Origin of the sequence: Aeromonas sp. 61P (assembly GCF_051919545.1) — a bacterium.
GTDB lineage: Bacteria > Pseudomonadota > Gammaproteobacteria > Enterobacterales > Aeromonadaceae > Aeromonas > Aeromonas veronii.
Map to the genome: position 1 here is coordinate 3,974,876 of NZ_JBQBEL010000001.1, position 24,345 is coordinate 3,999,220.

The 24,345-nt window shown below is 60.4% G+C and carries 17 protein-coding genes and 1 pseudogene; 7 read left to right on the forward strand and 11 right to left on the reverse strand.

The genetic code is table 11. The features are described 5' to 3' along the window. Window positions 1-10 precede the first annotated feature (10 nt). The 5 genes from ACTG2O_RS18585 to ACTG2O_RS18605 form a co-directional block, all read right to left on the reverse strand. Window positions 11-859: an NAD-dependent epimerase/dehydratase family protein gene (locus ACTG2O_RS18585; protein ID WP_439976456.1), complete on the reverse strand. Its 849-nt coding sequence runs from the start codon at window positions 857-859 to the stop codon at window positions 11-13. A gap of 155 nt (window positions 860-1,014) precedes the next feature. After that, the gene (locus ACTG2O_RS18590; protein ID WP_439976457.1) at window positions 1,015-1,896 is read right to left on the reverse strand and encodes a hypothetical protein; all 882 of its coding nucleotides are present in this window, start codon (window positions 1,894-1,896) and stop codon (window positions 1,015-1,017) included. A gap of 405 nt (window positions 1,897-2,301) precedes the next feature. After that, window positions 2,302-5,877: a pyruvate:ferredoxin (flavodoxin) oxidoreductase gene (nifJ, locus tag ACTG2O_RS18595; RefSeq protein WP_439976458.1), complete on the reverse strand. Its 3,576-nt coding sequence runs from the start codon at window positions 5,875-5,877 to the stop codon at window positions 2,302-2,304. Further along, window positions 5,874-7,520, reverse strand: a complete 1,647-nt coding sequence (locus tag ACTG2O_RS18600; protein ID WP_439976459.1) for an NAD(P)-binding protein — start codon at window positions 7,518-7,520, stop codon at window positions 5,874-5,876. The genes nifJ and ACTG2O_RS18600 overlap by 4 nt, the downstream gene beginning before the upstream one ends. Window positions 7,521-7,696: 176 nt before the next feature. Beyond that, the gene (locus tag ACTG2O_RS18605; RefSeq protein ID WP_075115481.1) at window positions 7,697-8,449 is read right to left on the reverse strand and encodes a substrate-binding periplasmic protein; all 753 of its coding nucleotides are present in this window, start codon (window positions 8,447-8,449) and stop codon (window positions 7,697-7,699) included. Window positions 8,450-8,526: 77 nt separating this feature from the next. Here ACTG2O_RS18605 and ACTG2O_RS18610 point away from each other — a divergent pair, with 77 nt between their 5' ends. Continuing rightward, window positions 8,527-10,377 (forward strand): MOSC N-terminal beta barrel domain-containing protein, encoded by a 1,851-nt coding sequence (locus tag ACTG2O_RS18610; protein WP_429218739.1) that lies wholly within the window; start codon window positions 8,527-8,529, stop codon window positions 10,375-10,377. Window positions 10,378-10,599: 222 nt separating this feature from the next. After that, on the forward strand, window positions 10,600-12,312 hold the full coding sequence (locus tag ACTG2O_RS18615) for a methyl-accepting chemotaxis protein (RefSeq protein WP_429089148.1): 1,713 nt from the start codon (window positions 10,600-10,602) through the stop codon (window positions 12,310-12,312). Between the two features lie 76 nt (window positions 12,313-12,388). On the opposite strand, the gene htpX is transcribed toward ACTG2O_RS18615, so the two are convergent. The 5 genes from htpX to bioB all read right to left on the reverse strand — a co-directional run bounded on the left by htpX (window position 12,389) and on the right by bioB (window position 17,201). After that, entirely contained in the window at window positions 12,389-13,261 is an 873-nt protein-coding gene (gene htpX, locus ACTG2O_RS18620; RefSeq protein ID WP_005337890.1) for a protease HtpX, read from the reverse strand. 113 nt (window positions 13,262-13,374) lie between these two features. Next, window positions 13,375-14,052 (reverse strand): dethiobiotin synthase, encoded by a 678-nt coding sequence (bioD, locus tag ACTG2O_RS18625; RefSeq protein ID WP_439976460.1) that lies wholly within the window; start codon window positions 14,050-14,052, stop codon window positions 13,375-13,377. A 59-nt stretch (window positions 14,053-14,111) separates the two neighbouring features. Beyond that, window positions 14,112-14,927 (reverse strand): malonyl-ACP O-methyltransferase BioC, encoded by an 816-nt coding sequence (gene bioC, locus ACTG2O_RS18630; RefSeq protein ID WP_439976461.1) that lies wholly within the window; start codon window positions 14,925-14,927, stop codon window positions 14,112-14,114. Beyond that, window positions 14,920-16,116 carry an 8-amino-7-oxononanoate synthase gene (gene bioF / locus ACTG2O_RS18635; protein ID WP_439976462.1) on the reverse strand — a complete coding sequence of 399 codons (1,197 nt, stop codon included), beginning with the start codon at window positions 16,114-16,116 and terminating at the stop codon, window positions 14,920-14,922. The genes bioC and bioF overlap by 8 nt, the downstream gene beginning before the upstream one ends. After that, the gene (bioB, locus tag ACTG2O_RS18640) at window positions 16,113-17,201 is read right to left on the reverse strand and encodes a biotin synthase BioB (RefSeq protein ID WP_124929797.1); all 1,089 of its coding nucleotides are present in this window, start codon (window positions 17,199-17,201) and stop codon (window positions 16,113-16,115) included. The genes bioF and bioB overlap by 4 nt, the downstream gene beginning before the upstream one ends. Before the next feature lie 193 nt (window positions 17,202-17,394). Here bioB and bioA point away from each other — a divergent pair, with 193 nt between their 5' ends. Beyond that, the gene (gene bioA, locus ACTG2O_RS18645) at window positions 17,395-18,669 is read left to right on the forward strand and encodes an adenosylmethionine--8-amino-7-oxononanoate transaminase (protein WP_439976463.1); all 1,275 of its coding nucleotides are present in this window, start codon (window positions 17,395-17,397) and stop codon (window positions 18,667-18,669) included. A 176-nt stretch (window positions 18,670-18,845) separates the two neighbouring features. Further along, window positions 18,846-19,656, forward strand: a pseudogene (locus ACTG2O_RS18650) (HAMP domain-containing protein). Window positions 19,657-19,665: 9 nt separating this feature from the next. Here ACTG2O_RS18650 and ACTG2O_RS18655 read toward each other — a convergent pair. Beyond that, entirely contained in the window at window positions 19,666-20,010 is a 345-nt protein-coding gene (locus ACTG2O_RS18655; protein WP_005359354.1) for a hypothetical protein, read from the reverse strand. A 200-nt stretch (window positions 20,011-20,210) separates the two neighbouring features. Between ACTG2O_RS18655 and asnS the strand changes: the two genes are divergently transcribed. The 3 genes from asnS to ACTG2O_RS18670 all read left to right on the forward strand — a co-directional run bounded on the left by asnS (window position 20,211) and on the right by ACTG2O_RS18670 (window position 24,197). After that, a complete protein-coding gene (gene asnS / locus ACTG2O_RS18660; protein WP_127008278.1) occupies window positions 20,211-21,611 on the forward strand; it encodes an asparagine--tRNA ligase in 1,401 nt (466 codons plus the stop codon). Between the two features lie 110 nt (window positions 21,612-21,721). Continuing rightward, window positions 21,722-22,492, forward strand: a complete 771-nt coding sequence (locus ACTG2O_RS18665) for a substrate-binding periplasmic protein (RefSeq protein ID WP_439976464.1) — start codon at window positions 21,722-21,724, stop codon at window positions 22,490-22,492. Between the two features lie 361 nt (window positions 22,493-22,853). Next, the gene (locus tag ACTG2O_RS18670) at window positions 22,854-24,197 is read left to right on the forward strand and encodes an anaerobic C4-dicarboxylate transporter (protein ID WP_005337916.1); all 1,344 of its coding nucleotides are present in this window, start codon (window positions 22,854-22,856) and stop codon (window positions 24,195-24,197) included. The last annotated feature ends 148 nt before the right edge of the window (window positions 24,198-24,345 follow it).

Genomic DNA, 24,345 nt, shown 5'->3' on the forward strand with positions numbered 1-24,345 from the left:
TTGGCAAACCTCAATTGCCCGAGGCGGCGAGCTCGGCAAACCAGTGGGCCGGATCGGGCCAGCGATAGTTGAATCCCATCTGCTGGCAAATCAGCTGACCGTCGATGGGCTGAAATTCACCGGCAGGCTCGATAAAGACCGGCACTGGCAACCCCTGCTGACGCGCCGCAAAGGGGTAGAACTGCTCGCGGCTCGGATGCACCGGCGCGCTCAGATTGAAGACGTCCCCGTCCTTGCCCCGCTCCAGCAGCAACATACAAGCTGCCACCACATCGTCCAGATGGACCAGATTGACCGACTGGGCGCCGCCATCGAGAGTCTTGCCCGCGAGGAAACGGCCGGGATGGCGATCCGGGCCATAAAGGCCGGAGGGACGCACTATCATCACTGTCTCGAAACCGGCCGCCAGCACCGCCTGCTCCGCCGCCAGCATCCGCTCGCCACGGGCATGGCGCGGTTGGGGTTCTTCCCCCTCCTGCTGCCCCGCCCCCCATACCGAGGTGGCGCTGACAAACAGCACCCGCCGGGTGCCGCTCGCTTTGGCCAACGCGCAGGCCCTTGCCACCGCCTGCGGATAGTCATCGGTCTTGCTGGGCGGTACGCAGATCACCAGACTCTCGCAGGGGATGGGCCACGGCGCTTGTTGATCAGCAACGGGCATCTCGGCAGAGCCCATGTTGGCAGAGATGGTCAGCGGATGGGCGTTGATCCCCTCCCCCTGCAAACGGGCCGCTTTTTCGGCGCTGCTGACCGTCACCGCCACCTGCTTGCCAGCCGCCAGCAGGGCTCGCGCCAGCGGCAGCCCCAGCCAACCCGCCCCCAGAATGCCGATCGTCCCGGCGATATGTTGTTCTGTCATGGTCCCTTCTCCTGCTTGACGCTATTTGCCCCGCAGCTTACCTGCCTTGGTAGGAAAAGGAAGCCTCATTTGGCAGATAGAAAATGAGGCTAAATAGGTATGATTGGGTCATACGTTCGGTTTCATACACTGAAAATGCGAAATTGATTAACTGGTCAAGCGCATACTTTACGTCTAAGTGAAACTTTAATGGTTTCGGGAAGCTCGACATCATTTTCAATAATATTTATCGCCGACTCTAACCATTTAATGTCATCATCTCCGTATTGATCTAGATCTCTATAATTATCTTTAGCTAAGACTGTACACAATCGTTCTCTTACTGTACCAGAGCATTCATGCATAGGATAAAATTCGATAAAACTGTGAATAGCGTTAATTCGGTCCTCCCGATACTTAATGTTTACTAATGAAATATCTGTACTATGAATCTCTTGCTGCCTCTCTCTCACCCACTGATAAAAATCTCTAACTTGAGTATGATAATCATCAATTACTCTTCTCAGGTCTATGCTATCTCCCTGAGCTCTGATAAATCTTTTAGCCTGAGATTTTATACTACTAGACTTAAGCAATTCTGTTGAGTCCATAGTAACAGAGAAGATAAAACCTTCATTCGATTGAGAGTCGAACCTCATTACAGTACCGATTGATGGTAATTTCTCATGCTGGCAGTAAGTTCTTAAAAACTCTATAAACTTACTTAGATTGTTTTCATCAAAACGAGCTTTGACCTCTACTTCATAGTCATCAAATATATGTTCCTTTTCTTTATAAACCCTACTATACAAAACCCTTGAGTGATCGATTAAAGATTTTGCGGCACATACATAATTATGTAGTTTAAAACCAAGATGAGTTAGTACCTCTTCCAATTTCCAACGATTAACCACAGCGAATAGCTCAAGTCCAACTTTTTCATTACACAAAAAGTCAATTACAGATATAAGCTCCTGATAATTACTGTCAAGTAATCTTAACGAATAGTCGAAATGCTTTAAGAGATCAATTCTATTCTTTGCGTCATCTAAGCTCATTGTAATACCTTGTATTGACATAAAAAATAATTCCAATGATAATTTTAACTTACTGACGAATGAAGGAGGGGATTAAACAAAGCAAACTACAATCAGATTTAAATTTGCATTTTCTATTTAAAGAATCCTCCAGTCTTGGACTACAGTTCAATTGTACAGCTCCTTTTCATCTCATCCAGTAATGATACAAAATTAAATAACACTCACCCAAATAATTCTTGCATCTCTTTCACAATGGTTTCTTACTCTGCTCCCTTACAACTTAAACCTACTATATCAAAATCATTGTAAAAAAATCGCTATTACAGTACCCATGCTTACGGCCAAGTCCCTTATAAATACATCTCATACATCCCCAAAAAGCGGGCCAATGGCCCGCTTGGTTATATTTCACTCACTTCACCATCACACCGGCGGATGGAAATGGCTGGCTTCGCGGGTGGCCATCTCCTCGTAGGTGGCCCACTTCTGCCACGCCACTTGTTGCGCTACCTGCATCAGCCGCTCAGCCTCCTCCGGATGGCTCTGGGCCAGCACCCGATAACGGGTCTCCTCCTGCCGGTATTCAGCAAGGGGGATGGAGGGACGCAGGCTGTCGAGACTGAAGGGATTCTGCCCCGCGCTGCGCAGTACCGGGTTGTAGCGCATCAGCGGCCAGTGACCGGAGGCCACGGCGCGTTTTTGCTGGGTCAGGCCAAACTCCATATCGATGCCGTGGGCGATACAGTGGCTGTAGGCGATGATCAGCGACGGGCCCGGATAGGCCTCCGCCTCACGCAAGGCGTGCAGCGCCTGCTGCGGGTTGGCACCAAAGGCGATGCGGGCCACATAGACGTTGCCGTAGGAGATGGCCTGCAACGCCACATCCTTCTTGGCCAGCGTCTTGCCCCCCGCCGCGAACTTGGCGACGGCACCGAGCGGGGTCGATTTCGACATCTGGCCGCCGGTGTTGGAGTAGACCTCGGTATCCATCACCAGCACGTTCACATCGCGTCCGGAGGCGAGCACATGATCGAGCCCCGCCGAGCCGATGTCATAGGCCCAGCCATCGCCGCCGATGATCCAGACCGAGCGGCGCACCAGCTGATCGATAAGCGACAGCAGCTCGCGAGCCTTGCCGGATTTCACCTCATCCAGCCGCTCGCGCACTTGCGCGACCCGGGTGCGCTGGGCGCGGATCTCCGACTCCAGCCGCTGCGGGGCGTTGATAAGCGACTCGACCAATGCCTCACCCAGTTCCCCCTTCATCGCTTCGAGAGCCGCCACCGCCTGACCGTGATGCTGATCGGCGGTGAGACGAAAACCAAAGCCAAACTCGGCGTTGTCCTCGAACAGGGAGTTGGACCAGGCCGGCCCTTTCCCTTCGCTGTTCTTGGCCCACGGCGTGGTCGGCAGATTGCCGCCATAGATGGAGGAGCAACCGGTGGCATTGGCCACCAGCATGCGATCGCCAAACAGCTGGGTCAGCAGCTTGAGATAAGGTGTCTCGCCACAACCCGCGCAGGCACCGGAGAACTCGAACAGGGGTTCGAGGAACTGGGCACCGCGCACCGTGGAGAAATCCACCCGCTCGCGGGCAGGCCACGGCAGGCTCTCGAACCAGCGCAGCGCCTGTTTCTGACCAGCCAGATGCGGCGCCTTGTCCATCATGGCGATGGCGCGCTCGCCTTCATGGCTTTCATCCGCTCCAGCCCGCACCGGACAGGCCTGCACGCACTGGCCGCAGCCGGTGCAATCTTCCGGATAGAGCTGCAAGGTGTAGCGGCTGTCGGGGAAGCCCTTGGCGGTGACGGGCACCGACTGCGCTGCCTCGGGGGCGGTCGCCAGCCAGTCCTGATGGTAGAACTTGGCCCGCAGCGCCGCATGGGGGCAGACAAAGACGCAGTTGCCGCACTGGATGCAGATATCCGAATGCCAAATCGGGATCTCGCGGGCGATATCCCGCTTCTCGAAGCGACTGGTGGCGGTGGGGTAAGTGCCATCCACCGGCAGCATGGAGACAGGGATCAGATCGCCGCGCCCCGCCAGCATCTCGCCGGTGACGCGCTGGACAAACTCGCTGCCACCCGGTGCCAGCGGCAGCGGATAGTCGCTGATCTGCTCCTCACCGGCCGGGATGGCCACCTGATGGAGGTGGGCCAGAGTGTCGTCCACCGCCGCGAAGTTGCGCTCGACCACATCGGGCCCCTTGCGGGCATAGCTCTTCTCGATGCTCTCCTTGATCAGCGCAATCGCCTCATCCCGCGGCAAGATGCCAGCCAATGCGAAGAAGCAGGTCTGCATGATGGTGTTGATGCGATTGCCCATGCCGTTGCGCTCGGCCACCCGATCCCCATCGATGCAGTAGAGGCGGATATCAAGGGCGCGGATGCGGGCGCGCAGCCGCTCGGGCAGCTCGGCCCAGACCCGGTCAGGCTCATAGGGGGCATTGAGCAGCAGGGTCGCCCCTTCGGCGGCGTGCTCCAGCAGATCGACCGACTCGACAAAACCCCACTGGTGGCAGCCGATAAAGCTCGCCTGCTCGATAAGCCAGGGGGCGTCGATGGGCTCGGGGCCAAAGCGCAGGTGGGAGACGGTGCGCGAGCCAGACTTCTTGGAGTCGTAGACGAAGTAGCCCTGAGCGTGGAACCCCTCCAGCTCGCCGATGATCTTGATGCTGTTCTTGTTGGCGCCCACAGTGCCGTCGGCACCGAGGCCGAAGAAGAGCGCCCGCACCCGGCTGGCGGGCTCCAGATCGCCTATGGGGTGCCATGCCAGACTGAGGCCCGACACATCATCGACAATCCCCACGGTAAAGCGCGGGCGCGGCGCATCGGATGCCAGCTCCTCGAATACCGCCGCGCACATGGCGGGGGTGAACTCTTTGGAAGAGAGGCCGTAGCGACCGCCACTGAGCCACGGCAACCGCTTGATAAGGCCGCGCTGCAAGCCGTCGATGAGGGCACTCTGCACATCCAGCAGCAGCGGCTCGCCGCCCGCCCCCGGCTCCTTGGTGCGATCCAGCACCGCCATGCGCCGCACGCTCGCGGGTAGCGCATCGAGCAACGCCTGTACCGGGAAGGGGCGATAGAGGCGAATGACCAGCACCCCGGTCTTGCGATCCTGCCGGTTGAGCCAATCCACGGTAGTACGGGCGGTGGCGGCCCCCGAGCCCATCAGGACGATGACGTCGGTGGCATCGGGCGCGCCGTGGTACTCCACCAGCCGGTAGTGGCGGCCGGTCAGCTCGCCGAGGTTGTCCATGCACTGCTGCACCCGCGCCGGTACCGCTTCGTAGAAGGGGTTGACGCTTTCGCGGGACTGGAAATAGGTATCCGGGTTCTGGGCGGTGCCACGCATCACCGGATGATCCGGGTTGAGGGCCCTTGCACGGTGGGCGCGTACCCAGTCGTTGTCGATAAGGGCCCGGATCTCATCTTTATGCAGCGCGACTATCTTGTTCACCTCGTGGGAGGTGCGAAAGCCGTCGAAGAAGTGGATAAAGGGCACCCGGCACTGCAGGGTGACGCTGTGAGCAACCAAGGCCAAGTCCTGCGCCTCCTGCACCGAGCCGGAGGCGAGCATGGCAAAGCCGGTGCTGCGCGCCGCCATCACATCCTGATGGTCACCAAAAATCGACAGCCCCTGCGCCGCCAGCGAGCGGGCCGCCACATGGAACACCGCCGAAGTCAATTCACCGGCGATCTTGTACATGTTGGGCAGCATCAGCATCAGTCCCTGACTGGCGGTGAAGGTGGTGGCGAGCGCCCCCGCCTGCAGGGCGCCGTGTACCGTGCCAGCCGCCCCCCCTTCACTCTGCATCTCTACCACGGTGGGGATGTTACCCCACAGGTTGGTCTGCCCTTCTGCCGCCCAGGCATCGGCCAGTTCGGCCATGGTCGAGCTCGGAGTGATGGGGTAGATGGCACACACTTCGCTCAGCTGGTACGCCACCCGGGCCGCGGCTTCGTTGCCGTCAACCATGATCAGTTCATGTTTCATTGGGACTCCTCCGGTTGGCGCAGCTCGATGGCGTGACAAGGGCACTGGTCGTGGCAGGCACCGCAGCCGGTGCAGCGCTCGGCATCCACCTGATACCCCAGACCCGGCCCCAACTTGGCGATGGCCTGCTCGGGGCAGCTGCCGTAGCAGCCGTCACACTCGAAGCAGTTGCCGCAGGAGTAGCAGCGCGCCGCCTCGTAGCGGGCGGCCACCTCATCCAGCCCGCCGATGATCTCGCCAAAGTCGTCCCGCGCCGAGGGCGGTTTGACCGGCTGACTGCTGGCAGGGGCATGGGTCTGGAACCAGAGCTGCAACTGCTCCGGCCCCACCAGCGGGTAGGAGAGCGGTTTGTGATAGTGGCGACCACGCAGCCAGGCATCCATATGGCGCGCCGCCTTCTTGCCATGGCCGGTGGCGATGGTGACGGTGCGCTCGGAGGGCACCATGTCGCCGCCGGCAAACAGACCCGGCACATCCGTCATCAGGTTACCCGCCACCTGTACCACCCCCTCCTTGTTGACCCGCACGCCGGGAATGCTCTCCAGCACCGATAGGTCGACCTCCTGACCGAGCGCCAGAATAAGGGAGTCCGCTTCGAGGGTTTCAAACTTGCCGGTGGGCACCGGCTTGCCCTCGGCATCCAGCGCCATCACCTCCACTTCGATGCTGGTGCTATCGAGCTGGCGGATGCTGCGCAGCCAGTTGATCTTGATCCCCTCCTCCTCGGCCTCATCGGCTTCAAAGGCGTGAGCAGGCATATGGTCCCGGTCGCGGCGGTAGATGATCATTGCCTCTTCAACGCCCAAACGGCGGGCGGTACGTGCCGCATCCATGGCGGTATTGCCACCCCCATAAATCGCTACCCGCCGTCCCAGTTTGGGTGGTGGCAAGCCCTGCTCTTCGGCCAGGCTCGCCTGCTCGAGGAAACTCACCGCATCGAGGATCTTGCCCGCTTCCCGGGCCGGAATATCGACCCGCTTGGCCAGATGGGCGCCGATGGCCATAAAGACGGCATCAAAGCCCCCCTCGTCACGCTCGCGCAGCACATCCTCCACCTTGTGGTTGAGGGTCAGGGTCACCCCGGCCGCCACGATGCGGGCCACCTCCCGATCCAGCACGTCGCGGGGCAAGCGGTAAGCAGGAATACCGAAACGCAGCATGCCGCCAGCAAGCGGCCCCGCTTCGCGGATCTCCACCTGATGGCCGAGCCGGTTGAGGTGCCAGGCGCAGGAGAGGCCGGAGGGACCGGCGCCAATGACCAGCACCTTCTTGCCGCTGGCAGGGGCAGGGTTTGCGGGCTGCCAACCACGGGCCAGCGCCTCGTCGCCGAGGAAGCGCTCGATGGCGTGGATAGAGACGGATTCATCCACCTGACCGCGGTTGCAGGCGCTCTCGCAGGGGTGGTAGCAGACCCGGCCATGAATGGCGGGCAAGGGGTTCTCTTCGATCAGGGTCTGCCACGCCGCCTCAAAACGGCCGGCCTGCGCCAAAGAGAGCCAGGCCTGGATATTTTCTCCAGCCGGGCAGGCGTGATTGCAGGGTGGCAGGGCCGGCCGCCAGACAGGTAGCCGGGTACGCACCGGGCCTGTTCCCGTTTTCAGGGAGAGATCCGGCAATGGGGTCATGTCCAGTTGTTTGCTCATACATTGCTTTCTTCTTTTTGTGTGACAGGCCCCACCCGATGGCGCTTGATACCGTGTAGCCGAGGCGGACGGTGGCCGGATGGGGAAGAAGCGAAAGCGTTAGAAACTGGGAACTGAGTCGATAATGGCCGCTTTTTTGTACTGATTAGCGAATCAGGATCAAAAAATGTTGCACTTTATGGTTCATAGAGACCAGAACGTGACTCAAGTAACATCTTCTCCAGCTGACCGCTGGCTTTCAGTTTGGCGAGCCCCCGATTGAAGGTTTTGATCAGCTCTTCAGCGTTGGCGCGCTTGCGGCTGATCAACAGATGACCTTCAACTTTCATCACGGGTTTTGAATGGGTTGCAAAGAGATCGACCGTGCTGGCCGGGTAGAACTGACGCAGGGAGTAGTAGCCGACATCTATGTTCTCCAGGGTCAGGTCGGCGCGGCCGGAGAGCAGCAGATCAAAGCTCTGGCGCAGCCGGGTGACGAACTGCACCTGCAGCGGCACCTGCGCGATGGCTGCAAAAAAATCTGCATTGTAGGTATAGCCACTGACCGCAGCCAGCTTGCGATCCGCCAGATCCTGATAGCCACGCCATTCCAGCGGATCGGACTTGAGATAGAACCAGACGTAGGTCTCGCTCAGGATGGGATCGCTGTAGAGATGGGTTTTGCGCCGCTCGCTCGACTCATACCAGTGGACTGTGCCATCCACTACGCCCTCCTCCGACAAGCGAAAGGCCCGTTTCCAGGGCAGAAACTGGAACTTGACGCTCACCCCCTCACTCTTGAATGCCTCGCTCACCACATGAGGGATTAGCCCCTGATATTTCAGCGTCTCGGAGCAGTAAGGGGGATACTCTCCCGTGGTCAGGGTCAGCTCCTGCGCCCAGAGCCCGTGGCAAAAAAGGCTCCCCGCCAGCAACCAGCTTATTTTCATCCCGATGCCCTCTTGTTCTCTTTTCCCAACTATAGACCGCCCCCTTGAAAGGATTGCCGGATCGCCGGGGAACCGTTATGTTCCCCTTTTTCCAGGCGATCGCGCCGCGTCACAAGGATATGAAGATGCCCAGGCTAGACAGCATTCACCTCTACCCCATCAAATCGACTGCAGGTATGCCGCTGGCTCGCGCCCAGGTGACCGAAGAGGGACTGGCAGGGGATCGCCGCTACATGGTGGTCAAACCGGACGGCACCTTTATCACCGCCCGTACCCATCCCCAGCTGCAACAGGTCGTGGCCACCCCCATCGAAGGAGGCTTGCAACTGCGCTATCCGGGCTTTGAACCCCTCACCCTGCAAGAGACCGACTTCAGCCGCGCCCCGCAAGCTACCGGAGTCTGGAGCGACCGTTTCACCGCCCTGCACACCGACCCCAAAGCCGATGGGTGGCTAAGCCGGGTGACAGGGGAGACGGTGCAACTGCTCTGGCTGGGTGAAACCTCTGATCGCTTTCGCGAGAAGACCGGCACCCGGGTCAGCTTTGCCGACGGTTATCCGCTGCTGCTGATAAGCCAGGCTTCCCTTGAGGATCTCAATCTGCGCTCCGATGCGCTGCACCAGATGAGCCAGTTCCGCACCAATCTGGTGGCAAGCAATACCCAGCCCTTCGAGGAGGACAGCTGGGTGCGCATCCGCATCGGCGAGGTGGAATTCAAGGTGGTCAAGCCCTGCAGCCGCTGCATCATGACCACGGTGGAAGCGGGCACCGATCGTTTCAACGCCCTGAAAGAACCGCTGGCCACCCTTACCCGCTACCGCCGTGGCGAGGATGGCGAGGTCTACTTCGGCCAGAACCTGATCGCCCTGAACGAGGGATGGATTGAGGCAGGCAGCGAGATCGAGGTGCTGGAGCGCACCAGACCGGTGGTCTATCCCGCCGCCGCACCGAAGAAGCGGGAGCTGGTCTGCGTGGCCCGCGAACCGCTGGCGCGGGATCTGGAGACCTTCTGGTTCGAAGCAGCCGATGGCGAGCCTCTGCCCGACTACCTGCCGGGCCAGCATCTGCCCATCAGCCTCGATATCAAAAACGAGCGGGTTCAGCGCCGCTATACCCTGAGCTCCACGCCAGCTCATCCGGAGCGTTACGGCATCAGCGTCAAGAAGGTGGAGGGTGGCCGCATCTCCCACTGGCTGCACCAGCAGTTGCAGGTGGGTGATCGGCTGCTGGCCGCCAACCCCGAGGGCGAGTTTCACCTGGGCCGCGAGCGCAACCTCCTGTTGCTCTCCGCAGGCTCCGGCGTCACCCCCATGCTGGCGATAGCCCGCACCCTGACCCTGCGCGGGGAGCTGGAAGAGGTTCACTTTATGCACCTGTGCCGCAGCGAAGCGGACATTCCCGCCGCCAGCGAACTGCACGCCATGGCGCAGCAGGGGATGACCCTCACCCTGATCCTGAGCCAGCCGGACAATCACTGGCAGGGGCTGCAAGGGCGACTCAATGATGAGCATCTGCAACTGATCAAAGGGCTGGCCGAAAAAGAGGTCTTTATCTGCGGCCCCCACGGTTTTATGGCCGATGCTGCCGCCAAAGTTGCGGCCCTCGGCGTTCCAGCCGCACGGATCAAACAGGAGAGTTTTGGCGGCGCCATTCTCTCGGTGGCCCGCCCCCATCAGGCGGTGCAACTACGTATCGGCGCCCAAACCTTTACCGGCAACAATCAGGGCACAGTGCTGGATCAGGCTAACAAGCAAGGCGTAGAGCTGCCATGGAGCTGCCGCGCCGGCATCTGCGGCAGTTGCAAGCAGACGCTGGTTTCCGGTGATGTTGACCACCCGGATGCCCCCGCCATCACCGCCGCCGAGCGGGCAGAGGGCAAGATCCTTGCCTGCTGCGCCGTGCCGCTCACCGACCTTGAAATCCTATGATCGGGTGATCGGGCCGCATTAACTCACGCCACTCCAGATGACCGGGGAATTGACCCCGGTCATCTTTATCCACACTTGTTCACCTGATCCGCCCTTAATTTGTCCCCACGGCCTTCATCAGTGAGTTTCCCTTCCTATACTCTGAGAGCAAAAAGCCTTGCCAGCCATTGACTTGGCGATGCTCCATACGACACTCAGCCATAGGGAAAGGACGCCCATACCATGGAACAGAACAAGCCCGCCTTTCAGCTCAACCTGCTGCTATCCGTCATCACCCTGATCCTGCTGTCACTGGTGTTTTTCGCCTACAGCTGGGCTGGGAAACAACTGGAAGAGAGTTATCGACAACAATATGTCTCCTACCTGCTGGCCGACGAACTGCGCCAATCCTCCGATGATCTGACCCGACTCGGGCGCACCTACGTCATCACCAAGGATCCAGCCTACGAGCAGCAGTACATGCGGATCCTGGCCATTCGCAACGGCGAGCAACCGAGGCCGGATGGCTACAACCGTATCTACTGGGACTTTGTCGCCGCCAACGGCCAGAATCCCCGCCCTGACAGCAATGTTCGCCGTGGCCTGATCGACCTGATGAAGGATGCCGGTTTCACCGACGGGGAGCTCGCCAAACTGAACGAGGCCAAAAACAACTCGGATGCGCTGGTCAATACCGAGGTCGCCGCCTTCAAGCTGGTGCAGCAGAGCGATGGCGATCCGGTTGCCAACCAGCAAAAAGCCATCGCCATGATGCATGACAAGGCCTATCACCAGAACAAGGGGCGCATCATGTCCCCCATCGATGACTTCTACGTGATGATGGAGCAGCGCAACCATGAGGCAGTCGAGAGCGCCATCGCCAATACCGATATGCTGCGCTATCTCTTTATCGCCCTCGGTCTGGTGTTGATGTTCTTCCTCTGGCGCACCTATCGCTCCCTGCTCGATCTGGTGGGCACCTCGGTCGAACAGCTCAAGACCGATCTCCATATGATGGCGGAAGGGGATTTCTCGCGCCCCATCAAGGTGCCGCCAGGATCGAAAGAGAGTCTTATAGGTCTGCTTGGCAGCATGCAGACCACCCTCAAGGGGATCATCGCCAAGGTCTCCCACTCCACCGAGGAGCTGTCCCACTCTGCCGACAGCATCGCCCAGATCGCCGAGCAGACTGCCCAGTTTGCCACCGATCAGCAAACCAGCACCCAGACCATGGCCGCCGCCATCGAGGAGCTGGTGGTGAGCATCAGCCACCTCTCCGACAATGCCACCCATGCCGACGAGCTGAGCAAGGTCTCCGCCAATACCCTGGAGGAGGGGTCAGGGGTCATTAAAGAGACGCTTGGCAGCATCGAGAATATCTCCACCACGGTGGGGGATGCAGCCAGCACCATCTCCGAGCTCAACGGCCATACCCAGCAGATTTCGGAGATCATCGGGGTGATCCGCGGCATCGCCGATCAGACCAACCTGCTGGCCCTCAACGCGGCCATCGAGGCGGCGCGGGCTGGTGAACAGGGTCGAGGCTTTGCGGTGGTCGCCGACGAGGTGCGCAATCTGGCCAGTCGCTCGGCGGCCTCAACCCAGCAGATCACCGGGATGATCAGCAAGATCCAGAGCGGGGCCGATGCCTCCATCCGCAGCATGGAGAACACGGTCAACAACGTCTCTCGCGGGGTCACGCTGGCCAACCAGACCGGCGAGGCGATCGCCAGCATCCAGAGCCACGCCTCCAACCTCACCGGCCTGATGGGGGAGATCAGCCACACCCTGCGCGAGCAGTCGACCGCCGCCAACGAGGTGGTCTCTACCGTCGGCAACATCACCTCTCTCTCCGAGCAATCGGGGGATGCCGCCCGTCACGTATCTCAAGAGGCGGCCAAGCTCAAGCAGCTGTCACGGGTGCTGCGCCAGGAGATGGGGCACTTCAAGCTTTAAAGAACGCTGAAAAGCAAAACGGCTGCCCGAAGGCAGCCGTTTTTTATTCAGGGTATTCCCCGTCATTCAGTATCTATCAACCACGCAGGGCGGCGATACGCTGCTCGATGGGCGGGTGGCTCATGAACAGCTCGCTCATGGAGCGCTTGCCGTTGATGCCAAAGGCCATCATGGAGCCTTCCAGCTGCGGCTCGGCACCGCGGGAGAGTCGCTCAAGGGCGGCAATCATCTTGTCACGACCGGCTAGCTTGGCGGCACCGGCATCGGCACGGAACTCGCGCTGACGGCTGAACCACATGACGATGATGGAGGCCAGAATACCGAACAGCATCTCCAGCACGAACACGGTGATCATGTAGGCAAAACCGCCGGTGCTGCTGCTCTCTTCCTCGTTGTTGGAGCTGAAGAAGTTGCTGATCACGCCAGCCACGATCCGGGCGAAGAACATCACGAAGGTGTTCACAACCCCTTGGATCAGGGTCAGGGTCACCATGTCGCCATTGGCAACGTGGCTAACCTCGTGGGCCAGTACCGCTTCCGCCTCGTCACGGCTCATGCTGTAGAGCAGGCCGGAGGAGACCGCCACCAGCGAATCATCGCGGCGGGCGCCGGTGGCAAAGGCGTTCATCTCGGGAGAGTCGTAGATCCCCACTTCCGGCATCTTGATGCCCGCTTCGCGGGCCTGACGGGCCACAGTGCTCACCAGCCAGTGCTCGGTCTCGTTACGGGGTTGCTCGATGACCTGGACGCCATAGCTGCGCTTGGCCATCCACTTGGACATCAGCAAGGAGATAAAGGAACCCCCAAAACCGAACACGGCACAGAACACCAACAGCCCGGAAATGCTGGACTTGTTGATCCCCAGAACCGAGAACAGAATATTGAGTACCACCCCCAGCACCAGCATGACGGCCAGGTTGGTCACCAGGAATAGCATAATTCGCTTCATATAGACTCCTTGTGAAGATAAGGGACATGACCGGGGATCACTCGGGATCCCCACCTGATCATGTTAATGTCGACATTCTAGGGAGATTCGATGAATGTTCGCTGAATATGCCGTCAAAGTAGCGGCGAGATATCGAGACGCCCCTGCAAATCGGCTTCAAGCGGATTGTTTATAAACGGAATTTCGCCGAGGAAGGGGGCAGGCAGCAAGCCCCTCAGGGTGTCCAGATTTTCCTGATAATGGCTCATGGAACCATGGAGCCGATTAATTACCCACCCCGCTACCGGCAACTGATCATTGCGAATGGCGGCAAAGGTGAGCAGCGCATGGTTGAGGCAACCCAACTTGGCCCCCACTACCATGATCACCGCCATGTTCTCCTGCTTGACCCAGTCCGACAGCAGATGCTTGCGATCGAGCGGCAGATACCAGCCCCCCGCCCCTTCCACTACCGCCAGTTCGGCCCCGGCCTGTTCAATCTTGCGTAGCCCCTCGCTCAACCCCTGCATGGTGATAGGCTGGCGCGCCTCGCTGGCGGCAATGTGGGGCGCAATCGGCGGCTCATAGGCGAACGGATTGACTACCTCATAGGGCAGCGGCAGGCTCGCCGCCTCCTGCAACAGAACGGCATCCAGGTTGCGCAGCCCCTCGGGCGTGCGGGCACATCCGGCCGAGACCGGCTTGTAACCCGCACACTTGATTCCCTGTGCGCTAAATTCGCGCAGCAGGGTGCGCGCCACCAGCGTCTTGCCCACATCGGTATCGGTGCCGGTGATAAAGAATGATTTCATACGGTTCTCTCCTTGGCAGGGCCCGTTGACTACCCTGCACACAATGCGATTCCCAGCGCTCAGCGAGGCTTGCTGAGACGGCCGAGGCACACCCGATAACTGGCGACCAGCCTGCCATCTGGCTGGCGAAACGCCTCATACGCCTGCGCCAGCTGCTGCAATCTGGCGCGCCCGCTCAGACCGGCGGGGGCGGCACTCCCCTGATTGTCATTGACCTGATTGGCCCCAATCCCCTTGAGATCACGCAACAACTGCGGCAATTCAAGATAGGCGAGATCCCAGGTGATACAACGCAGCTCGGGAGCAGATACCCCAGCGCTAGCCAGCGCCTGCTCCAATTGTGGCAGGCTGAGGAAGCGATTGACATGGGCGCGACCATCAAGCTGCTGCCAAGCGGCTCGCAACTGCCAGAGCGACTCATCGAGCAGGGTCGAGAAAAAGATCTGGCCGCCCGGTTTGACCACCCGCAGCAGCTCGCCAAAAGCCTGGGCCGGACGCTCGCACCACTGCAGCGCCAGACTGGAGAAAACCCAGTCGAATGTGTTATCGGCGAAAGGAAGCTGCTCCGCATCGCCGCAGAGCAGGCGAGCACAGCTGTCACGCAAGGCGGCCTGCGCCAGCATGCCGGGGGCAAGATCCAGTCCCACCAGCTGATGACAACGCTTCGCCAGTTGGGGCAAGAAAAAGCCGGTACCGCAGCCCAGATCCAGCCCGCTCACCGTCAGATCAGTGCCAACCGGCCTGCTCGGCATCCATTCCAGCAACGCCTGCCCCACCTCCTGCTGAAAGCCGGCGTGGGCATCGTAGTGACGAGCGGCGGCGCCAAAACGGCGAGCAAGCTGCGCCTTGTCGACCGTTTGAAAACGCTCAGTCATGGTGAGTCTCCCCAAGCGTTGTCGCTGCAGGGCAGACCCCCAAGGCATCGAGCAGGCGATCCACATCCTGCTCGCGGTGAGCCGCGCTCAGGGTAATGCGCAGCCGGGCCGTACCGACCGGCACAGTGGGCGGGCGGATGGCGCTCACCCAGACGCCGCGATCCCGCAGCCGCTCGGCCAGTTGCAAAGCAGCAACGCTCTCCCCCACCAGCAGCGGCTGGATCGGGGTGTCGCTCGCCCCCAGTTGCCAACCCTGCGCCTTTGCCCCTTGCCGGAAGCGGGCGATCAGCTGGCCAAGATGGGCGCGGGCATCCTCGGCGGCGCGTACCAGTTGGATACTCTTGCTCACCGCATAAGCCTGCGCGGCGGGCATATGGGTGCTGTAGACATAGTGGCGAGCGAAGTTGACCAGATACTCCACCAGCTCGCGGCTGCCGCCGACAAAGGCACCGGCAACCCCGAGCGCCTTGCCAAAGGTGCCCATCTGGATGTGTACACTGGCCAGGTTCACCCCCTGCGCCGCCAGGGTGCCGCGCCCCTCGGGTCCCAGCACGCCGAGGCCGTGGGCATCGTCGATCATCAACCAGTTGCCGCTCCGGGCGGCGAGGGTTGCGAGCTCGCGCCAGGGGGCCTGATCCCCGTCCATGCTGAACACCCCTTCCGACACAATCAATCCGCGACTTGGCTCAAGCTGCCGCTCAAGGGCCGCCATGTCATTGTGGGCAAAGCGCTTCATCTTGCAGGGGAGCTGGCTGCCCATCTCCTGCAGGGAAGCGTGGTTGAGTTTGTCCTGCCACAGCAGATGCTCCTTGCCGAGCAGCGCTTTGAGCACCGCCTGATTGGCTGAAAAGCCGCAGTTGAACAGCAACACCGCCTCCACCCCGAGCCACTCGGCCAGGGTCTCCTCAAGCTGTTGGTGGGCACGGCTGTAACCGGTCACCAGCGGCGAGGCGCCGGAGCCCGTGCCATAACGCTCAATCCCCGCGTTGAAGGCGGCCTTGATGGCGGGATGATCCGCCAGTCCCAGATAGTCGTTGGCGGAAAAGTTGAGGTAGTCGCGCCCTGCAACCCTGAGCCGCCCGCCACTCGCCCCGTCGGTCGCGATGCGGTTGCGCAGCAGGCCAGCCTGTTCGCGCCCGGCCAGCGCCGCGCTCAACCCAAAGGGGCCCGTTACTGCAGGGCCGTTCATGACCGAGCGGCCCCTGCACGGGGGCGGGTGGCGTCATAAAACATCTCGGTGGGCTCGCTCTGGCGGCTCACCTCGGCCAGCAGCTCCTCTTCTTGAACCTGATCCGGTTTCTGGGCCCGCTGGGCGGGACGAATACCGAGTCGCTTGAACAGCTGCATGTCGCTGTTCTCGTCCGGGTTGGGGGTGGTCAGCAACTTGCAGCCATAGAAAATGGAGTTGGCCCCGGCCATAAAGCACATCGCCTGCATCTGCTCATTCATCTTCTCCCGCCCGGCAGAGAGGCGCACATGGGAGGCGGGCATCATGATCCGTGCCACGGCGATGGTGCGGATAAATTCGAACGGATCGAGGTTCTCCTGATCCTCCAGCGGCGTCCCCTTCACCTTGACCAGCATGTTGATGGGCACACTCTCCGGGTGGCGCGGCAGATTGGCCAGCGCCATCAAGAGGCCCGCCCGATCTTTCGCCTGCTCGCCCATGCCGACGATGCCGCCGGAGCAGACCTTCATGCCCGCGCCGCGCACATGCTCCAGGGTATCGAGCCGGTCCTGATAGGTGCGGGTGGAGATGATCTCGCCGTAGAACTCCGGCGAGGTGTCGAGGTTGTGGTTGTAGTAATCGAGCCCCGCAGCGCCAAGACGCGCCGCCTGATCGGCGGTGAGCATCCCTAGCGTCATGCAGGTCTCCATACCGAGCCCGCGCACCTCCTCAATCATCCGGATGATGTAGGGCATGTCCTTCTCTTTGGGATTGCGCCAGGCGGCCCCCATGCAAAAGCGTGACGAGCCGTTGGCCTTCGCTTCGCGGGCCCGCTCCAGCACCTTTTCCACCTCCATCAGCCGCTCAGCTTCGAGCCCGGTGTGGTAACGGGCGCTCTGGGGGCAGTATTTGCAATCTTCCGGGCAGGCGCCGGTCTTGATGGAGAGCAAGGTGCTCACCTGCACTTCATTCGGGTCAAAGTGGGCGCGGTGGACAGTCTGGGCCTGAAACAGCAGATCGTTGAATGGCAGGGCAAACAGGGCCTGAACCTCGGCGAGGGTCCAGTCATGACGAAGGGCGTGACCGCCCGCGGTGAGAGCATTCATACATGGCTTCCGGTTGTTATTAGTGGGATCCTGCGCCCGCCATCTTGGGATGGACGGCCACAGAACCCGCCGCCGGGCCTGCGCGCTCAGGGTGATGCGCAGTGCCAAGTGGCTGAAATTGTTGGCTAGTGTAGAGAGCACGCGTAGACTGTCAACACCGACCAGATCAAACCAATTGACAATAGAACAACAAATGACCAATCAAGAATTCGACCTGCACCACATCTGGCACCCCTATACCTCCCTCACTCACCCCCTGCCCTGCTATGAAGTGGCCAGTGCCAAAGGGGTCACCCTCACCCTCAGCGATGGCCGCAAACTGGTGGATGGCATGAGCTCCTGGTGGGCTTGCGTGCACGGCTATCAGGTGCCGGAGTTGGACGCCGCCGCCACCGCCCAGCTCGGCAAGATGTCCCACGTGATGTTTGGCGGCCTCACCCACGCCCCGGCGGTCGAGCTCTGCCGCAAGCTGGTGGAGATCACTCCGAAGGGGCTTGATCGGGTATTTCTGGCCGATTCCGGCTCGGTGGCAGTGGAAGTGGCGCTCAAGATGGCCCAGCAGTACTGGCATGCCAAGGGGACGCCCAGAGCCAAATTTGTCGCCCTGCGCAGCGGCTATCACGGCGACACCTTTGGCGCCATGAGCGTCTGCGATCCCGATGGCGGCATGCATGAGCTCTACAAGGGATTCCTGCCGGAGCACCATTTTGTCGACGCGCCCAGCTGCCGCTTCCACGCCGAGTGGGACGAGCAGTGCGTGGTGGAGCTGGCGACACTCATGGCCGATCATCACGAGGAGATCGCCGCCATCGTGCTTGAGCCCATAGTGCAGGGCGCTGGCGGCATGCGCTTCTATCACCCCCGCTACCTGCAGTGGGTGCGCGCCCTGTGCGACGAATTCGGCGTGCTGCTGATTGCCGACGAGATTGCCACCGGCTTTGGCCGCACTGGCCAGCTGTTTGCTTGCGACTGGGCGGGGATTAGCCCCGATATCATGTGTCTGGGCAAGGCGCTCACCGGCGGCTACCTCACCCTCTCGGCGACCCTCACCACCGAGCATGTCGCCCGCACCATCTGTGACGGCAAGGCGGGGGTCTTTATGCACGGCCCCACCTTTATGGGCAACCCGCTCGCCTGCGCGGTGGCCAACGCCTCCATCGATCTGCTGCTGGCCTCACCGTGGCAAGAGCGGGTGCGCGCCATCGAGCATCAGCTGCGAACAGAACTGGTAGAGCTGACCCTGCACCCGGCGGTCGCGGATGTGCGGGTGCTCGGTGCCATCGGGGTGGTGGAGATGAAAGAGCGGGTGGATGTAGCGCGCATCCAGCGCAAGTTTGTCGAACTGGGCGCCTGGATCCGCCCCTTTGGCAAGCTGGTCTACCTGATGCCCCCCTTCGTTATCACCCCAGAAGAGTTGAGGGTATTGACCGGTGCCATCCGTCAGGCCATCACCGAGGGCGAGTTTTAATGCATGCAGCGGGCGGCCATCGCAGCCGCCCGTTTGACTATCGGCATTTGATATATAAAGAGGGCAACTTTATCCACTTATGGGCACTTTCACTTGCCGTAATGTGAGCAAAACACCAGACCTGAGGCCCCAAGAGGGGTAAACTGCTGCGGTTTTACCATCAAGAAAGACTGCTCATGCGCCTCTCCATTGCTGCCAAAATCAACTTTTTCCTGCTCTTCATCTTCTCCATGGTACTGGTCTTCTCCGCAGCCTATCAGGCGGTGCGCGAGCGCGATCTCATCCTGACCCTCATCAAGGAGCAGAGCCGCGAGCAGACCGAAGCCTATTTCGATGGCCTCAACATGCTGATGCTGACCGGCAAGATGGATGCCCGCGATACCCTGCGCGGCAAGTTTCTCGACCACGCCCATGTGGAGGATGCCCGCATCGTCCGTGGCGATGCGGTGAGCAAACAGTTCGGGCCGGGACGGGAGACAGAGCAGGTAAAGGATGAGTTTGATGAGCTGGTTCTGGCGGGCAAAGGGAGTCTGGAGGTGGTGCACAACGGCATGCACAGCCGTCTGGTAGTGACCCGACCGCTGCTGGCCAAGAAGGATTTTCGCGGCACCGACTGCACCAGCTGTCATCTGGTGCCGGAGAACACTGTGTTAGGAGCGGTGCGCTTTGACTACTCCCTCGATTCGCTGTTTACCCGGGTCGAGCAGAATATTCTCACCTCGGCGCTCATTCTCACCGGCATCTTCGGGATGGGACTGCTGCTGACCCTGGGTCATCCGCACCTGGATCGTGCGCCCCCTCAACCAGTTGACCCGCTCCATGGAAGAGGCCACCGACCTGCACGACTTCGGACACCGGCTGGAGGGGGATGACGGCGACGAGATTGGCCGGGTGGCGGTGGCCTACAACCAGATGCTCGACAGTGTGGAGCGCCAACTCGGCAAACGCACCAAGGCCAGCAGGCAGGAGCCGGATCAGCCCCGCTGAGGCGGGCGCTTAACCGACGTAGTAAAAGAGCAAGCTGGCGATCAGCACCAATAGCAGGATGGCCAGATTGACATGCCGGGAGTCATCCTGACGGCGGCTGCGCTTGCGCTCCAGCAGCAATACCGCCAGCGTCAGGGCACAGCAGCTCCAGAGCCCGTAGACCAGCCAGGGGGTAAGGGCCGGGTCCCAATAATCGCGCACCTCGATCCCGCCATAGACCAGAAAACCGTAGGCAATTTCGGGCCGGGCATAGTGGTAAAGGGAGAGCAGCACGATAAAGCCGCCCCAGCAGAGCATCACCAGCCCCTGCAACACCCGTGTCAGCCAATCTGGCCCATGCCGCCGATCTTTCACCCACCTCTCCTGCGCCCGTGACACTCTTGTTGAGTGAACCATGCCGAAAACCCCACCAGAGTCCGACATTTTTGCTTGTTTATCAAACCCGCGCGGGTAAGATTGACGGCTTAGTCTGCCATGGTGGGCCATCTGTGCCCGGGCCAGACTCCCTAGTGTTGCAAATAGCGCTGCAAGAACAAGCTGGAGACAATATTTCGATGACGCACGCATCCGTAGTAGATGTGCTGGCCGGTAAGTATCCGGTCGGCACCACCCAAACTGTCAAAGGGTGGATCCGGACTCGCCGTGATTCCAAGGCGGGGATCTCATTTTTGGCCATTTCCGATGGCTCCTGTTTCCATCCGGTACAGGCAGTTGTCCCCAATACCCTGGCCAATTACGAGAATGAAGTGCTGCGTCTGACCACTGCCTGCTCCGTGGAAGTGACCGGCGTGGTTGCCGCCTCTCAGGGCAGCGGCCAGGCTTTCGAACTGCAGGCGACCGAGGTGAAGGTAGTCGGTTGGGTCGAAGATCCGGACACCTACCCGATGGCTGCCAAGCGCCACAGCATCGAATACCTGCGTGAACAGGCCCACCTGCGCCCGCGCACCAACATCGTTGGCGCCGTGACCCGCGTTCGTCACTGCCTGGCGCAAGCCATCCACCGCTTCTTCCACGAAGAGGGTTTCCTCTGGGTTGCGACCCCGCTCATCACCGCCTCTGACACCGAAGGTGCCGGCGAGATGTTCCGCGTCTCCACTCTGGACATGGAAAACCTGCCGCGCACCGACGCCGGCAAGGTGGACTACAACGAAGATTTCTTTGGCAAAGAGGCTTTCCTGACCGTATCCGGCCAGCTGAACGCCGAAACCTATGCCTGCGCACTCTCCAAGGTCTATACCTTCGGCCCGACCTTCCGCGCTGAAAACTCCAACACCAGCCGCCACCTGGCCGAGTTCTGGATGGTTGAGCCGGAAGTGGCCTTCAACGATCTGGAAGATAACGCCGCACTGGCCGAAGCCATGCTGAAGTATGTCTTCAACGCCGTACTGACCGAGCGTCGCGACGATCTGGAGTTCTTCGCCCAGCACGTGGACAAGGATGCCATCGGCCGTCTGGAGCGTTTCGTCTCCTCCGACTTCGCCCAGATCGACTACACCGACGCCATCGAAGTGCTGAAAAACTGCGGCAAGAAGTTCGAGTTCCCGGTCTCCTGGGGTATCGATCTCTCCTCCGAGCACGAGCGCTATCTGGCGGAGGAGCACTTCAAGTCTCCGGTGGTGGTGAAGAACTACCCGAAAGATATCAAAGCCTTCTACATGCGCCTCAACGACGACGGCAAGACCGTTGCCGCGATGGACGTACTGGCACCGGGCATCGGCGAGATCATCGGTGGTTCCCAGCGTGAAGAGCGTCTGGACGTGCTGGATGCCCGTCTGGCCGAGATGGGCCTGAACAAGGAAGATTACTGGTGGTACCGCGACCTGCGCCGCTACGGTACCGTGCCGCACTCCGGCTTCGGTCTGGGCTTCGAGCGTCTGGTTGTATACGTGACCGGCATGGGCAACGTCCGCGACGTGATCCCGTTCCCGCGTACTCCGCGTACCGCAGAGTTCTGATCAGCGGCATCTTGTCACTGCATTGCAAAAGCCGACCTGTGGGTCGGCTTTTTTATTGTCACCGTTATGGGTGATACTCAGGATCAACCGGCACAAGGAACTCGTCGCCTATGGGATATCGCCTGCTGCTCTCGCTACTGCTGTCCTGCATGCCTATTCAACTGTGGGCCGAGCCCGTTCGTCTGACCACCCTGGAGTGGCCCCCCTACACCAGCCAGAGCCTGCCCGATGGCGGCCTCACCGGTCATATCATCAAGCGCGCCTTTGCCGAGGCGGGACTGGAGGTGACGTTCGACTTCTATCCCTGGCAGCGGGCGGTGCGGCTGGCGGCCGACCCGACCCAGCCTTATAGCGGCTATTTTCCAGAGTACCTCTCCGACACCCTGCCGACCCTGTGGCGCAGCTCCCCCAGCGTGGGCGACAGCGTGCTGGGCATAGCGCAGCGCTCAGGCCCCCCCATCCCCTGGCAGCAGCTCACGGATCTCGCCCCCTACCGGATCGGCGTGGTGGAGGGGTACGTCAACACCCGTGAATTCGATGCCCTGATGGCCAGCAAGCGCCTCAACACTGCCGCCGTCGATGCGGACCTGCTCAACCTGCGCAAATTGCAGCGCGATCGGCTCGATCTGGCGGTGATCGACCGGGATGTCTTTCACTGGCTCATCAACCATGATCGCAAGCTGATCAGCGCCAGATTACAGTTTCACCCGAAGATCCTCGAACACAAGAGCCTGCACATCATGTTTCGCCCCGATCAGCAGGCATTGCAGCAACGGGTGGCGCAGGCCATTGCCAGGTTGGATATTGCCAGGCTGAGCGAGGAGGTTATCAGCGCCGCTATCTGCAGCAAGCCCCTGCGGCCAAATGAGTCAATCCGCTGAAGTCAGCCCTTGCTGGCAAAAATAGCCTGAGCGCTGGCTTTTTCACCCTCTTCTGCCGCAATCGAGCCCTTTTTATGCCCCTCCCCTGCAGTTCTGTTACCGCACTGTGCTGCCACCATGACCACCCGATGGCTTGGCCCCGAGTGATACCACTTGGTGACAAAAATAATGTTTTTGTTAGTACGTGGTTTTTAAGTGGTTTAATCAAAAATTCATCGAGTTATTGAAGTAACTCAATTTTTTCACTTTTTCAGGGGAGCAGAATAGCAACTAACCCTTTTGGGCTAAATAAAATAGACAATGACAATTCATGGTTCAGGCTACCCGCGGCAATATGGGTTGAATCACACGAGGTAACGGAATGATCTTGATGGAATTTTTAGTGGTACTCGGCTGCTTGCTGCTGGGTACCCGCTTTGGGGGCATGGGACTCGGTCTCATCAGTGGTATCGGTCTCTTCCTGCTGACCTTCGTCTTCGGCCTGGTGCCGGGCGAACCGCCTGTTCAGGTAATGCTGACCATTCTGGCGGTGATCGGCTGTGCCGCCACCCTGCAGACTGCTGGTGGCCTCAACCTGATGATGCAAGTGGCCGAGCGCCTGCTGCGCCGTCACCCGCAATACATCACTATCCTGGCACCGCTCACCACCTGGACCCTCACCTTCCTGTGCGGTACCGGCCACGTGGTCTACACCATGTTCCCCATCATCGCTGACATCGCGCTGCAGAAGAACATCCGTCCCGAGCGCCCGATGGCCGTGGCCTCCGTTGCCTCCCAGATGGCCATCTGCGCCTCCCCGGTCTCCGTTGCCGTGGTCTCCATGGTCTCCATTCTGGCGGCAGGTCATGGTATCGGTCAGGCTTACGGCCTGCTCGATATCCTGATGATCGCCATCCCCTCCTCCCTGACCGGTGTCATCGTGGCGGCCCTGTGGAGCCTGCGTCGCGGCAAGGATCTGGACAAGGACGAAGAGTTCCAGGCCAAGATCAAAGACCCGGAGCAGCGTGCCTTCATCTACGGCGGTGGTGAAACCCTGCTCAACACCAAGTTCCCGAAAGAGGCCTACTGGTCTACCTGGATCTTCTTCGCCGCCATCGCTGCCGTGGTATTGCTCGGTGCCAACGAAGGTCTGCGTCCGGTGTTCACCATCAAGGACAAGACTGGCCCGCTCTCCATGAACCTAGTGATCCAGATGATGATGCTGATCGCCGGTGCCATCATCCTGATGCGCTGCAAGGTCAAGCCGGGCGAGATCGCCAACGGTGCCGTCTTCAAGGCAGGCATGGTCGCCATATTCTCCGTATTCGGGGTTGCCTGGATGAGTGAGACCTTCTTCCAGGCCCACATGCCGCTGCTCAAAGAGACCCTGGCCCATGTGGTACAGGCCCAGCCCTGGACCTACGCCCTGGTGCTCTTCCTCATCTCCAAGCTGGTAAACAGCCAGGCCGCCGCCCTCACCGCCATCGCCCCCATGGGTCTGGCGCTTGGTGTGGAGCCGAAGCTGCTGATCGCCTTCCTGCCAGCCAGCTACGGCTACTTCGTGCTGCCGACCTACCCGAGCGACCTAGCCTGTATCGGTTTCGACCGCTCCGGCACCACCCGCATCGGCAAGTTCATCATCAACCACAGCTTCATCATTCCGGGGCTGATCGGGGTGGTGACCTCCTGCTCGCTGGGCTTTATCCTCACCAGCATCCTGCTCTAATCGCAGCGGCGTTTACCACGCCATTGCAATACAGGCCCCCGCTTCGGGGGCCTGCTTTTTCCCCGCTCCGTTACCTCAACCACTTCCCCGCCGCCATTTCCGGACACTATGCCTTTACCTCTGCCCCCGCCGCTGGGTAGCATGCCCC